Source organism: Novosphingobium sp. PhB165 (assembly GCF_004341845.1).
GTDB lineage: Bacteria > Pseudomonadota > Alphaproteobacteria > Sphingomonadales > Sphingomonadaceae > Novosphingobium.
This window is the reverse complement of record NZ_SLVB01000015.1, coordinates 38,412-52,631: the sequence shown is the minus strand read 5'-3', so window position 1 is coordinate 52,631 and position 14,220 is coordinate 38,412. Positions and strand designations below refer to the sequence as shown.

Sequence of the window (14,220 nt, the reverse complement as noted above, 5' to 3'; positions counted from 1 at the left end):
CGCACAAGTAAGCACGCGATCCGAACCTCGGTTCAAGAGCCGCACACGTCGTTCGATTTTCGCTGACAGCCCAGTCTCTCTTTTGCGGGTTCCTCACGCGTAAATGCGTCGGCACGCCCAATATACCGGAGGCCGCCGTGCCTGAAGGAATGGCCTAGCAGGGACGCTTGCTTGCTATCGTCACTTCGCTAAAGTCGGAACAATCGATGCGGCATTGCGATCGGGCCCGTTTGTGGAAAAAATTATTCGTCAGCATGAGCCGATGACACGAGGGTCGCCAAGTGATGATGACCAACACCCCGTGTCGGCCGAGGTCCAGCGCCTGAGGCTGTTCAGCCGCATCGCTCAGACGGTCGCAGGAGATTTTGATCTGGAGGATCTGGTCCAAAGCGTCACCGACGCAGCCACTCAGGCGTCCGGCGGCAAGTTCGGGGCGTTCTTCTACAATCAGATTGACGACCAGGGCGAGATATACAGCCTGTACACGCTTTCCGGCGTTTCACGGTCCCACTTTGCCGGCTTTCCAATGCCGCGCAATACGGCGGTCTTTGCCCCGACGTTTGGTGGCACAGAAGTGGTACGGTCGGAAGACATTCGTGCAGACCCGCGGTTTGGCCACAATAGCCCGTACTTCGGCATGCCAAAGGGGCATTTGCCCGTGGTCAGTTACCTCGCTGTCCCCGTGATTTCTAGGAAGGGCGCCGTCCACGGTGGTCTTTTTATAGCGCATGACCAGCCGGCCGTGTTTGACGAAGAAGCCGAAGAAGTCGTGCAGGCAATTGCCGCCCACGCCGCAATTGCCATCGACAACGCTGCACTCATTGCCGACGCAAGAAAAGAAGCTGAGCTTCGCGAGGTTGCCCAGCACGCCAGCGCAAAACTCGCCGCGATCGTGGAAAGTTCAGAAGACGCGATCGTGAGCAAATCGCTCGACGGCACGATAATGAGCTGGAACGAAAGTGCCCAGCGCCTCTTCGGGTACACCGCTGACGAGGTAATTGGGCGACCGATCACTTTGCTCATCCCCGAGGATCGACTTCACGAAGAGGACGAGATCCTCGCGCGTATTCGCGCCGGCGAACGAATCGAACATTTCGAGACCGTGCGCAGACGAAAGGATGGCTCGCCACTCGATGTTTCTCTTTCGGTTTCGCCGATCCGCGATGAAACAGGCAATGTAATTGGCGCGTCGAAGATAGCCAGGGACATCGGGGAACGCGTCGAAGCTCAGTCGCGACAGCGGCTGCTGATGCGGGAGATGGACCACCGCATCAAGAACCTGTTCGCGCTGGTCGGCGGCCTCGTTGCCATGAGTGCCCGTGGTGCAGAGTCTGTTGACCAATTGGCCCTTGCCCTGCGCGAGCGCCTCGCCGCCTTGGCACAGGCGCACAGCTTGACAATGCCTCTTGAGACGGATGAATCTAGCCCATCAAGGGCCAGCCTAGCCGATCTGCTGCGCGCCATTTTAGCCCCCTATCGTTCTTCGCAAGCCATTGATGTGGTGAAGACGGGCGAAGAAGTCATGGTTGAAGGCCAGATGCTGAATTCCTTGGCCCTTCTCTTCCATGAGTACGCAACCAACGCCGCAAAGTACGGCGCGCTGTCCACATCGTCGGGCATGCTCAAGATCGACGTTCAAAGGTACGGCAACGCTGTCCATGTGGCCTGGGTCGAACAAGGCGGTCCGCCTATCCGGGAGGCGCCTGCGCGATCCGGGTTCGGTAACAAACTCGAGGCAGCTAGCCTCATGAGCCTTGGCGCAACGGTTTCAAAATCGTGGTATGCGGATGGTCTCTCTCTGGTCCTGACGATTCCAGTGCCCCCGCCGGAATTGTCGGCGTAGCAGCCCATTAACGTGTGAGGCCGCTACGCCTTTCATCAGGCGATGCCGGTGCCGCCGGCAACGCAGTAGGCTTCGCCGGTAATGTTGCAGCCTTCCTGCGAGGCGAGGAGCACATAGACCGGCGCGATTTCAACGGGCTGTCCAGGGCGGCCGAACTAGCTTTGCTCGCCAAACTTGGCGACCTTTTCCTGAGGCTGGCCACCGCTCGCCTGAAGCACGGTCCGGATTGGCCCCGGGGCCACCACATTGGCACGGATGCCCTTCTCGATCAGTTGCGCCCAAGGCTTTGGTATAGGCAATGATGCCGGCCTTGGTCATAGCGTAATCCATCAGGATATCTGAAGGCTCGTAGGCCTGCACCTGGCGGCAGGTGCGTAACGGCGGCCTGCGCGATGCAGTGAAGCGCGTAAAGGTTGGTCTTGAGGGTCTTGTCGAAATCTTCAAAGCTGACCGCCCCGAGGTCCTTTCGAAAGCCAAGATCGAGAGCTCGATCGACGTAAGGTAGTGCATGGATCAAGATGGGTTAAGGTTCGTTATGCGACCGTAACTTAAGGAAAGGCCCCACTATTCTTTTACCGAGAGGCGCACCAGAATTTCTGCCCGCGATGACGCGGGTTTTCTCAACCTTCAAGATTACGGGGCACCCGGTGAAGGTTGAGAAAACCCGCGTTGAGCGGCGCCGACGGTTCGATCGACAGTTAGTATGTGCCAAACCTCGCTTCTCCCGCGCTATTCGATCGCCTTCTCGATCCGGAGGCAGGCGGCTTCTTCAGCACCACGCCCGAAAAAATTCACCGTCTCCAAGGTTTATCGGCCCGCGAGCAATATCCTGGGGACTGGGTTCGCGACCAACTCAGGCAAAGCCAGCTTTGTCGAATCCCTCAACAGCGGAACGGCAGGCCGTCTTCCCTGGTGGGAACTAGCGCGTCGCATTGAAGGTGAGGAAGGGGAAGTTCAATTCGAAATCGAGTTGCGGTTCCGGTCCCGGGCAGGACACGTCTTGCCTTACGTGCAGAAGATCGGTCGGCGCGGCGTCTTCCATGTCGGCGTCGTCCTCGGGCTCTTCCTACATAGCGACGGCATTCATATCGAGCGCTCGGATGGACCCAAGAGTCCATTGGGGACGGCCAGAATGCATCATGCCTGCTCACTTGAAATTTCGCCCCTTCCCGAACGTGTCGATGTGTAGATCAGGAACGAGGATATTGCGAGGCTCCGGATGCCTGGATGCCGGATCGCGCGGATCAGGCCCACCTCCATTCTTGGCTCCGTCGCCGCGTCCGAAGGGAAGTGGGAAAGCCTCGTAGGCAGCGTCGCGCTCGCGTCCCACGGCCGACAGCAGCGGCGTCAGATCGATGAGCTTCCTGGCGATCACATGTATGACCTCGCCTTCCCGCTGCACCACGCCCTCGACGCCCAGCATTCGTGCGCCCATGACGATCCGCCGATTTTCCTCGAACATGCGTGGCCAGACGATGAGATTGGCGATGCCTGTCTCGTCCTCGATAGTGATGAAGAGTACGCCCTTGGCAGAGCCTGGCCGCTGGCGCACCAGCACCAGGCCGGCGAGCGAGACGCGGCGACCGTCGCGAATGGCCTCTAGCGAACGGCAGGGTGCGATCTTCCTGGCTTCCAGCTGTTCTCGCAGAAACGCGACCGGATGGCGGCGCAGCGTCAGGCCGACGTGCCCGTAGTCCTCAACCACCTCCCTGCCCTCGGTCATGGCGCGCAGCAGAACGGGCTGTTCGACGATCTCGTGGATGAAGCCATCGGCACGCGCTTCCGTGGCCGCAAATAGCGGCAACTGCTCATCGCGCAGCGCCTTGATCGCCCATAGTGCCTCGCGGCGGGCTAGGCGAAGCGAGGGCCGAAACGCGTCGGCCTCCGCGAGCTTGCCGAGGGCGGCCACCTGAACATCGGCTCGGCGCCAGAGCTCCTCGACGCTCATGTAAGGCTGATCCGCTCGCGCCGCGACGATCCTTGCCGCATCGGCCTCCGCAAGCCCGCGCACCATGCGCATGCCAAGACGGACGGCGAAACGGTCATCCTCACCGCTACGCGCCGTAGGTTCGAGCGTGCAATCCCAGCGCGACGCATTGACGCAGACCGGCCGGACCTCAACGCCATGCGCCCGCGCATCCGCCACGATCTGGGCCGGCGCATAGAAGCCCATAGGCTGGGCATTGAGCAGGCTCGCGCAGAAGACATCGGGGTGCCAGCACTTGAGCCAACAGGATGCATAGGCAATCAGCGCGAAGCTGGCGGCATGGCTCTCCGGAAAGCCGTAGCTGCCGAAGCCCTCGAGCTGCCCGAAGGTCTTCTCGGCAAACTCGGCCGTGTATCCGCGCTCGGTCATGCCGGCGACCAGCTTTTCCTTGAACTTCGAGACGCCGCCGGTGAACTTGAACGTCGCCATGGCGCGGCGCAGCTGGTCCGCCTCGTTGGGCGTGAAGCCCGCGCACTCGATGGCAACCCGCATCGCCTGCTCCTGGAACAGCGGCACCCCGAGCGTCTTGCCGAGCACCTTTTCCAGCTCCGGCTTGGGATAGTGGATCGGCTCCTTGCCCGCGCGCCGCCGAAGATAGGGATGGACCATGTCGCCCTGGATTGGTCCCGGCCGGACGATGGCGACCTCGATGACCAGATCGTAGAACGTGCGCGGCTTGATATGCGGCAGCATCGCCATCTGCGCGCGGCTCTCGATCTGGAAGGCGCCCAGCGTATCGGCCGCGCGGATCATCGCATAAGTGCGCGGGTCTTCGGGCGGGACCGACGCCAGGTCCATCTCGATACCCTTGTGCTCGCGGAGGAAATTGAAGCCGCGCTTCATGGCGGTCAGCATGCCGAGGGCAAGGCAATCGACCTTCATGAACTTGAGGATGTCGATATCGTCCTTGTCCCACTCGATGACCTGGCGGTCCGCCATGGCGGCCGGCTCGATCGGCACGAGTTCGTCGAGCCGGTCGTGGGTGAGCACGAAGCCGCCCGGATGCTGCGACAGGTGCCGGGGCGTTCCGATAAGCTCACGCGCAAGGTCGATGGCGAGGCGCAGCCGCCGGTCCTCGAGATTGAGATTGAGCTCTTTGACATGGCGGTCCTCGACGCCGTCTTCGCTCCAGCCCCACATCTGGCCGGAGAGCGACTTGATGAGATCCTCGGAGAGCCCGAGCGCCTTGCCGACATCGCGGATGGCGCCCTTGGCACGGTAGCGGATGACCGTCGAACAGAGAGCGGCGTGATTGCGTCCGTAGGTCTCGAAGACCCATTGCATGACGATCTCGCGCCGTTCGTGCTCGAAGTCGACGTCGATATCGGGCGGTTCCTTGCGCTCCTGGCTGATGAAGCGCTCGAACAGCAGGTCCGAATACACGGGATCGATCGAGGTGATGCCGAGCACATAGCAGACCGCGCTGTTGGCCGCCGACCCTCTGCCCTGGCAGAGGATTTCGCGGCTACGCGCGAATCGAACGATCGAATTGACGGTCAGAAAGTACGGAGCATAGCCAAGCTCGCCTATCAGCGAGAGTTCGTGCCGCAGCAGCCTCGCCACCTCGTCCGGGAGGCCTTCGGGATAGCGTTGCTCGGCTGCTTCCCAGGTGAGTTTTTCGAGGACCTGCTGCGAGGTCAGCCCAAGGATTGAGGCTTCGTCGGGATACTGGTAGCGCAGTTCGTCGAGCGAGAAGCGGCAGCGCTCGGCGATCTCGATGGTCCGTTCGAGCGCCGTTTCGTAGCGGCCATGGAGCCGGTACATTTCGGCGGGCGGCATGAGGAAACGGTCGGCATTGGTTTCGCGGCGGGCACCGAGTTCGTCGATCGTGCAGCGATGGCGGATGCAAGTCATCACGTCCTGCAGCACGCGGCGGTGGGGATGATGATAAAGTACGTCGCCGGTGACGACGGTCTTCACCTGATGCTGCGCGGCCAGGTTGGACAGCGCATGCAGCCGCATCTGGTCGCCGGGCCGGCGGTGCAGCGTCAGTGCCAGATAGCAACGGCCTGAAAAGATCCGCTCGAAGCGGGTGATGACAGCCGAGGCGTCCTCGACTTCGCCGGGCAAGAGGACGGCGAGTAGGCCTTCCGCATAATCGGCCACATCGTCCCAACCGATGAGGCACTTGCCTTTCCCGCCGCGCTGTTTGCCGCGACTGAGGAGACGGCAGAGATGGGCATAGCCTGTCCGGTCCATCGGATAGACGAGCAGCGATTGTCCTTCGATAAGCTCGAGACGGCAGCCGACGATCAGGCGGACACCCGTCGATCGCGCCGCATCGTAGGCGCGAACAATTCCGGCAAGGCTGTTGCGGTCGGTGATCGCCAGCGCCTCGAGACCGTGCGCTTCGGCGGCGGCAAATAGCTCCTCGCAGCTCGATGCCCCGCGCAGGAACGAGAAATGCGAGGTGCACTGGAGTTCGGCATAGCGCATGGCGTCACCGGCCCGTTCGGGCCAAATTCTCAGGCAAACAGGGGCAGCGCGGTTTCGGCATCCTGCTGCTCGAACCCGGACACCGTCACGCCGACCAGGCGCACGCCCTTCTCGGTCGGCAGCACGAGACGAACGAGCGTAAGGGCTGCATCGCGAAGCTGCGCGTGGCTACGGACAACGCTGGGGTGCGTCCGGCTCCGCGTGATCTGCTGGAAATCGGCGTACTTGATCTTCACTGTCACGGTACGGCCGAACGACTGCGCCGTCTCGCACCAGGTCCACACATCGTCGGCCTGCCCCAGTACGCCTGCCTCGATCTCGGCGTCCGCCATAAGATCGCGATCGAAGGTGGTTTCCGATCCCGATGACTTGCGTTCGCGGTCGGGATTGACGGGGCGCTCATCGATGCCGCGCGCGATGTGGTAGTACCAGTCGGCCGAGCTGCCGAAATGCTCCTGCAGGAAGCCGAGCGTCTTGGCGCGCAGATCGGCGCCGGTCTCGATGCCAAGCGCCTCCATCTTGCGGGCGGTGACGGGGCCGACGCCGTAGAAGCGTTTGACCGGCAAGCTCTCGACCCAGGCTGCCCCCATGTCGGGAGTGACGGCGAACTGGCCGTTGGGCTTCTTCTGGTCGGAGGCGAGTTTCGCCAGGAACTTGTTGTAGGAAATGCCCGCCGAAGCCGTCAGGCCGGTTTCTTCGAGGATCCGGCTACGGATTTCCTTAGCGGTCAGCCAGGCGGTCGCGATGCCGCGCCGATTTGCAGTCACATCGAGATAGGCCTCATCGAGCGAGAGGGGCTGAATGAGATCGGTATAGTCCTCGAAGATCGCATGAATCTGCCGCGAGACCGCCTTGTAGACATCGAAACGCGGCGGCACGAAAATGAGGTGCGGACAGCGGCGAAGCGCCGTGACCGACGGCAGCGCCGAGCGTACGCCGAAGGTCCGGGCCTCGTAGCTTGCCGCCGCCACCACGCCTCGCGCCGCAGGATAGCCCACGGCAACCGGCTTACCTCTGAGCGCAGGATCATCGCGCTGTTCCACCGACGCGAAGAAGGCGTCCATGTCGACGTGGATGATCTTCCTGAGTGCGGAATCGGTCATGCGGGCAGCATAGCCGATACAGAACATAATGGGAACATATGTGCAGGGCGAGACTGCAAATGCAGCAGAGAGGGCGAATGGCAGCGCAACCGCCAGCTCTTCAGGTATGCCCGCCTGCCCCACAACCCCCACAACGGACATGGTTTGTGGGGGGCGGAAAACGACGCGGCGCCGCCGCCACGCGCTGGCCGGGTCCAAGATACCGCGAACCAGACCGTCTTCACCGGCCGGCGATGGTCCGAGGCCGTTCCCCCTGGAGTTGGCGCTTCCCTTACTCCACCAAATCACGCAGGAAGAGACCATGCTTCGCACTCCCTACCCGCCGATCGAACCCTATGAGACCGGCATGCTCGACACCGGCGACGGCCATTCCATCTATTATGAGCGCTGCGGCACGCCCGGCGCCAAGCCGGCGGTGTTTCTTCACGGCGGGCCCGGCGGCGGCATTTCGCCGGCGCATCGCTGTCTGTTCGATCCCACGCTCTACGACGTCCTGCTGTTCGACCAGCGCGGTTGCGGCAGGTCATTGCCGCATGCCGAACTGGACGCGAACACGACCTGGCACCTTGTCGCCGACATCGAGCGCCTACGCGAGCTTGCCGGCGCCGAAGAGTGGCTGGTCTTCGGCGGCTCGTGGGGCTCCACGCTTGCGCTCGCTTATGCGCAGACCCATCCGGAGCGCGTCAGCGAAATGGTCCTGCGCGGGATCTACATGTGCTCGAAGGCGGAGCTCGACTGGTTCTACCAGTTCGGCGTCTCGCAGATGTTCCCGGACAAGTACGAACGTCTCATTGCCCCGATCCCCGAGGCCGAGCGCGGTGATATCCTGAAAGCCTACCACCGCCGCCTGACGAGCGGCACGGCCGAGGAGCGCATTGCCGCCGCTCGGGCCTGGAGCCTGTTCGAGGGCGAGGTGATCACCCTGCTGCCCGATCCTGCCATGAGCGCCCAGCACGACGAGGATCATTTCGCGCTGGCGTTCGCAAGGCTGGAGACCCACTATTTCGTCCACGATTGTTGGCTCGAGCCGGGTCAACTGCTGCGCGATGCTACCAAACTGCGCGAGATCCCGGGCACGATCGTTCATGGCCGCTACGACATGCCCTGCCCCGCACACTACGCCTGGGCGCTTCACAAGGCGTGGCCCGAGGCGGATTTCCACCTGATCGAAGGGGCGGGCCACGCTTATTCGGAACCCGGCATTCTCGATCAATTGATCCGTGCGACTGATCGCTATGCAGGCAAGGACGCTGTCTAAAGCGAGCGGACAAATTCCGGCCTGAACGACCGGCTGCTATCGGCAGAGTCGGACGCCTTTAGTAACGTCGGCAACCGACAGGAACGTCCCATGAGCTTTCAGTGGCTGTCGACCCTTTGTGGCCGCTCGGTCGTCAAATTCGGATGCTTAAGTGCAGACGGTCTGCTTCCCCACTCCTCGGTCCCAAGCTGATCGAGAGTGTACCGGCAGCTTTCTACATCGGACATTAGAGATTTAGCCGATTTGCAGTGCATCGACATTGTGACCATGAGGGCTACGTCATATTCGTAAACGGACTTCCTTTTGATGGAATTTCTTTTTGAAATCCTTTTCCAATTCATCAGTGAGATCTTGCTCCAGCTTATCATCAACGTTTGCTGCGAATTGGGCCTGCGTGGTTTGGCACGGGTTCACCGATGGTTGCCTTCACCACCGATCGCGGCCGCGTGGATCACGCTGAGCGGTGTCGCCGCAGGTGGGATCAGCTTGCTGATCTTACCGCATTCGGCAATCCATGAGCCTGCCCTCCGGCTAGTCAACCTCGCCGTGACGCCGGTTCTTGCGGGCGGGATGATGATGATACTTGGCCGTTTTCGGGCGAAGAGAGGTCAGGAGCTCGTCCGCCTGGACCGCTTTGGCTATGCTTTTCTGTTCGCCTTCATGATGGCGCTAACGCGCTATAACTGGGCCGTATAACGCGTGCTCACAAAATTTTCGGGAAGGAGAATGTCGCGGGTGGAGCGGAAAATAGGCGCTTCGCCCGGCTTCGCCTTCCGACCCTAGCTGGTCGCTCAGCCACCAATTTCTCGTTCCCAAGTGCGGACCGGCGGCTTTTTCAATCCTGACGCTGCGACTGGCCGAAAGCGGTTGAGGCTTGAGATCCCGAAAAAGCGAAACGGCCCCTCAACCCGATCGTTGGAGTCCGCCAATACCCAGTTCGAACTTCGCGCCTGATTCACGGAGCACATTTACCAGCTCAAGCGATGCGCGGTGGGCTGCCAGTGCCTCGTCGCATATACAAGGTTCCTCACCATAGCGAATACCCGGTTTGCACTGAATCGCGGCGACTTGGGCGTCGGCGTTAAAGGCCAGGCCGGTATCGGCGAGCGTCTTGCACAGGGCAGCAAGCCCATGGGTAAAACCGTATCTAGCGCCCTCGCGATCGATCGCGGCCTTGAGTACCTTTTCGGCGGCCTGAAGCGAAGCCCATTTCGATTCTCCATAGCGGCCGCCACGCGCCATCAGACCGTTGACCGCGGCCTCGACATCGCCACGAGCGATGAACATCAAATTATGGCCCGTGCTCTCAAGCGTAAACGTGGCAGGCACGGCGATCTCGAACGCGCGCCCAATTGTGTTGAGCGCGGCATCGGACAGCCGCCCGGCCTTAGCTGCGGTCATCCCGTCAACAAGCTGGGTGATATTGCAGGTTGCGGTGCCACTCCCGATCCCCGGGTTAGGCAACCACTGGCGCGTCAGAACGAAATTCACGCTGCCGAAGACACGAGGAACGCGCAGGACATAGAGATCTCCATCGAGCAGGATCACCATCCGACCCGGGCATGATCCTCTTTCAGCCGATCGCCGTAGTTGTCCTTGTACCATTGATTGATCGCTTCGCTCAGTGCCGCATTCTCGCGCAATTCCGGCGGCATACGCATGGTGTCGCCACCGAGCGGCATGCTGAGATTATACGTCATCGAAACCTCGCGCACCGCAAGCATCGGTCGCGTCGGGATATCGACGCCTTCATTGGTAAGCTTGAAGTCAATCTGCGCCATCATAGCTTCGAACTGCGGCCCATGCTCAGGCGGCCGTTGAAACGTCATACTCATCTCCTCGCATATTTTCGGGCGCTGGCGAAACGCACCGTCAAAATGATCGGCAGCGTTTAGCACGATGGGGATTGGAGATAACGACGCTGTTGGCGCGGTCCCGCCAAAACCGACCCTTGCCAGTCACTCAGCCGCCGATTTTCACTCCCAAGGTGCGGCCCGTCAGCTTTTCCGTTCTGGCTACCCAAGACTGGCCGTAAGGAGACCGGCGGCTTTAAAGTTTTGATTTGTGAGAAGTTGCCGTTCCGCTGCAGCGACGCAACTGCCGAGCCGCTGACTGGCTGTTCTGCCCGCCTTTCGATTGAGTGCTTCGGAAGCGTTGGCAACGCGAAGCGATTTTTGACCCGGCAGGATCGTTTCAGCACTCCACCACTCGCTCAGCATCGGCGATTGTCGGTATCGGGGTTTTTCCTGATACCGGCAAAAGGCGCCGCACCGCACAACTGACTGCTTCCAACAGGAATCTGAGCGGAGTCTGGCGATGCCGGAGTTGGATCCGAAAGCTTCTTTTAGTGCAATGTCGGCGCCGCAGCGTACTCCGAACGTCCTGCCGCGACCCGATCACCGCTTCATTGGAGCAGTAGGGCGGACGGTCTCAGACTCCGACCCTGCCTCGATCCCCCAGCCCGTTACCGCACCCGCAGGCGCGCCCAACATTGTCGTCATCCTGCTGGATGATGTCGGCTTCGGGCAATTCGGAACGTTCGGCGGCGGCATCCCAACGCCAGCGCTCGACAGGCTCGCTGCAGAGGGACTGCGCTACAACCGCTTCCACACGACGGCCATTTGTTCACCGACACGAGCCGCTCTGCTTACCGGCCGCAACCATCACGTCGCTGCGGCTGGAGGGATCGCCGAGTCAGCGACCGGCTATGATGGTTACACCGCGATCATCCCGAAACGCACCGGCATGGTGGCCGAGGTGTTGCGTCAAAACGGTTACTCGACCGCTTGGCTGGGGAAGAACCACAACACGCCGCCGTGGGACATCAACCCGCGCGGTCCGTTCGACAACTGGCCGACTGGGTGGGGCTTCGACTATTTCTACGGCTTCCACGGCGGTCAGACTAGCCAGTGGGACCCGATGCTGTACGAGAACCACAGCCTCGTGCAGCGCTCGCCCGATCCCGACTATCATCTGACGACCGATCTGGTGGACCATACCATCCGGTGGATTGATAATGTGCAGGCGGTGCCCGGACGCCCGTATTTCGCCTATCTGGCGACGGGGGCGACGCATGCACCTCATCACGCGCCCAGTGAGTGGATCGACCGCTTCAAGGGCAGGTTCGATGGCGGTTGGGATTTATATCGCGAAGAGACTTTCGCGCGCCAGAAGGAACTCGGCGTGATCCCGGCGGATGCGCAGCTCACGCCGCGCCCCAACGAGATACCGGCATGGGATTCGCTCGAGCCCGACCAGCGGCGGCTGGCGGCGCGTATGGCGGAGGCATTTGCCGGCTTCACGGCACATACCGACCATGAAATAGGTCGATTCCTCGATGCGTTACGTGAACGGCCCGACTGGGACAACACGCTCGTATTCTATGTGGTGGGCGACAATGGTTCGAGCGCCGAGGGCGGGCTGAGCGGTACGGTTGATGAGGTGACTTACTACAACGGCTTCGAGTTGCCGTGGCAAACGTCGCTGGAACATATCGACGACATTGGCGGCCCCAAGCTCCACAATCATTTTCCGGTCGGCTGGGCTTGGGCGATGAACACGCCATTCCAATGGACCAAGCAGGTGGCCTCGCACTTCGGCGGAACGCGTAACCCGATGGTGGTCTCATGGCCATCGCGGATCACGGATACGGGGGGACTCCGCACGCAATTTCATCATGTCGTCGACATTGTGCCGACGATCTACGAGGTCGCCGGGATCACGCCCCCGGAAATGCTCAACGGCGTTCAGCAGGATCCAATCGAAGGCGTCAGCATCTGTTACACGTTCGACGGGCGTGAAGCGCCTGAGCGCCGCCGGACCCAATATTTTGAAATCTATGCCAACCGCGCGATCTATCATGATGGCTGGTGCGCCGCTTCTCTCGCCAATGTCCCGTGGATTGCGCAAAAGTCGGCGCTCGATCTCGATACTGTACCGTGGGAACTGTACCACATCGACGAGGACTTCTCGGAAGCGAACGACCTCGCCACGGTGCATCCTGACAAGCTGCGCCAGTTGCAGGAACTGTGGTGGGCGGAAGCAGCGCGCAATCATGTCCTTCCAGTCGACACGCGACCGCTTGCCGCACGGATCAAGCCCGAGGAAGTGCCTAACCCCAGCAAAGGCCGCAGGTCGTTCACCTACCGGGCAGGTGTGGGCGGAATCATGGAAGGTGCCGCACCGAGCCTAACGAACATCTCGTTCGATCTAACTGCGCAGGTGGACATACCCGAGACCGGAGCCGAAGGCATGCTCTTTACAATTGGCGGCTACACGGCGGGAATCGGCTGGTACGTTCAAGGTGACCGACTGGTCTTTAGCTACAACTTCTTCCTCGAACGTACGCGGATCGTTTCAGGCCGCCCGCTGAAGCCCGGCCAACAGACGGTAAGAGCCAAGTTCGTCTATGACGGCGACGGCGTCGGAAAAGGTGCGACGGTCGCGCTGTTCGACGGTGAGGAGAAGATCGGTGAAGGAAGGCTGGAGCGAACAGTCCCCGTCGCCTTCTCATCGTTTGACGGTCTTGATGTGGGTTTGGATCGAGGGGCCCCGGTGGACTTCAGCTACAAGCCTCCTTTCACGTTCACCGGCAAGCTAGACCACGTACGGATCGACCTGGGCGAGGGATGAACGGCAGCTATAGGCCGAAGTCTAGGGCGCACCGAATGTCTTAATTCGGGCGGCTGCCGTCAGTCCAGTTCACCCGCAAGCGAACGGCAGCATTTCGCTATTTTAATCTGGAAGGTGCCGTTCCGGACACGCCAACAAAGCGGACATAAGCCTGAGGCAGATTAAGCGCCCGCTTCACCGACATTGCGTAAATTCCGCAAGGCTGGCATTTCAGGCATCGGACTGATTTACTGGAAGCCTGACTGGTGAGTATCTACACGGCTGTTCGAGATTGGGTTGATCGTTGTTGGGAGGAAGGTAATTATCGTGCCTTGGCCCTGCCGACAACGTTACTCCTTTTAACGGCTATACTGATTGGGAATAATCTCGCGATTAAGTTGGCGTGGATTCTCTTTACCATTTGGACGCTATTCGCCATATTTCGGGTATGGCGATACATGAGTGCAGCCATCAAAGGAGGTCTTACCATCGGTGAAAACGGAAGACTCATCTTTACTAAAGAATATTTGAAATCTAAAAATACAGCAGTCACCAAGAAGCGAAAACGCGATGGCTGACGGCGCACCATAGCCACCTATCCTATCTGAGGCCTCTGTTGTCCGCTTCCCCCAACATTTCTGCCATTCAGGGGGCTCCGGAAATCCCCGATAGCTGCCCGTCGTTCAGGCAAACGTTTGTCCATGCGGCGTAGCGACACAGACCGGCCGCTTTCGGGATCGTCAAAGTGGCTGCCGAATGACTGAATTCGGGCGGTTGCTGCCGATGGATTTTTAGCAAGCTGAACGTTGGGAGTGTCTGGTTTCTTGTGTCGGGCACTCAGAACCAGAAAGTCGCGAAGGTCCCATGGCAAGCCGCAGACCAGGGCTCGCGCAGCAGCGGAGTGAGCGTCGGCTTACCTTGGCCGGCCGCTCCAAAGGCGACTGTCGGCTAGGTCCCATTCCCGGCGATCTTCCCCTAGCAA

General features: G+C 60.7%; 10 protein-coding genes. 6 read left to right on the top strand and 4 right to left on the bottom strand.

Annotated features, from left to right (window positions below):
- Window positions 1-232 precede the first annotated feature (232 nt).
- Complete coding sequence (locus EDF56_RS24530) at window positions 233-1,843, top strand: PAS domain S-box protein (RefSeq protein WP_207905068.1); 1,611 nt, start codon at window positions 233-235, stop codon at window positions 1,841-1,843.
- A gap of 703 nt (window positions 1,844-2,546) precedes the next feature.
- Entirely contained in the window at window positions 2,547-3,032 is a 486-nt protein-coding gene (locus EDF56_RS24520) for a hypothetical protein (RefSeq protein ID WP_132392585.1), read from the top strand.
- Here EDF56_RS24520 and EDF56_RS24515 read toward each other — a convergent pair.
- Entirely contained in the window at window positions 2,991-6,266 is a 3,276-nt protein-coding gene (locus tag EDF56_RS24515; protein ID WP_132392583.1) for an error-prone DNA polymerase, read from the bottom strand. The two genes, EDF56_RS24520 and EDF56_RS24515, sit on opposite strands and share 42 nt — an antisense overlap.
- 29 nt (window positions 6,267-6,295) lie before the next feature.
- Window positions 6,296-7,369 (bottom strand): DNA polymerase IV, encoded by a 1,074-nt coding sequence (gene dinB, locus EDF56_RS24510; RefSeq protein ID WP_132392581.1) that lies wholly within the window; start codon window positions 7,367-7,369, stop codon window positions 6,296-6,298.
- A 301-nt stretch (window positions 7,370-7,670) separates the two neighbouring features.
- Between dinB and pip the strand changes: the two genes are divergently transcribed.
- Both pip and EDF56_RS24500 read left to right on the top strand, forming a co-directional pair.
- Complete coding sequence (pip, locus tag EDF56_RS24505) at window positions 7,671-8,627, top strand: prolyl aminopeptidase (protein WP_132392579.1); 957 nt, start codon at window positions 7,671-7,673, stop codon at window positions 8,625-8,627.
- A gap of 306 nt (window positions 8,628-8,933) precedes the next feature.
- Window positions 8,934-9,323 (top strand): hypothetical protein, encoded by a 390-nt coding sequence (locus EDF56_RS24500; RefSeq protein WP_132392577.1) that lies wholly within the window; start codon window positions 8,934-8,936, stop codon window positions 9,321-9,323.
- A 207-nt stretch (window positions 9,324-9,530) separates the two neighbouring features.
- On the opposite strand, the gene EDF56_RS24495 is transcribed toward EDF56_RS24500, so the two are convergent.
- Both EDF56_RS24495 and EDF56_RS24490 read right to left on the bottom strand, forming a co-directional pair.
- Window positions 9,531-10,178, bottom strand: coding sequence for a HEPN domain-containing protein (locus tag EDF56_RS24495; protein WP_165912373.1), 648 nt, complete (start codon window positions 10,176-10,178; stop codon window positions 9,531-9,533).
- On the bottom strand, window positions 10,172-10,456 hold the full coding sequence (locus tag EDF56_RS24490; protein ID WP_132392573.1) for a hypothetical protein: 285 nt from the start codon (window positions 10,454-10,456) through the stop codon (window positions 10,172-10,174). Before EDF56_RS24490 ends, EDF56_RS24495 begins: the two co-directional genes overlap by 7 nt.
- 487 nt (window positions 10,457-10,943) lie before the next feature.
- Here EDF56_RS24490 and EDF56_RS24485 point away from each other — a divergent pair, with 487 nt between their 5' ends.
- Window positions 10,944-13,259 carry an arylsulfatase gene (locus EDF56_RS24485; RefSeq protein ID WP_132392571.1) on the top strand — a complete coding sequence of 772 codons (2,316 nt, stop codon included), beginning with the start codon at window positions 10,944-10,946 and terminating at the stop codon, window positions 13,257-13,259.
- Between the two features lie 245 nt (window positions 13,260-13,504).
- Window positions 13,505-13,816, top strand: a complete 312-nt coding sequence (locus EDF56_RS24480; protein ID WP_132392569.1) for a hypothetical protein — start codon at window positions 13,505-13,507, stop codon at window positions 13,814-13,816.
- Window positions 13,817-14,220 lie beyond the last annotated feature (404 nt).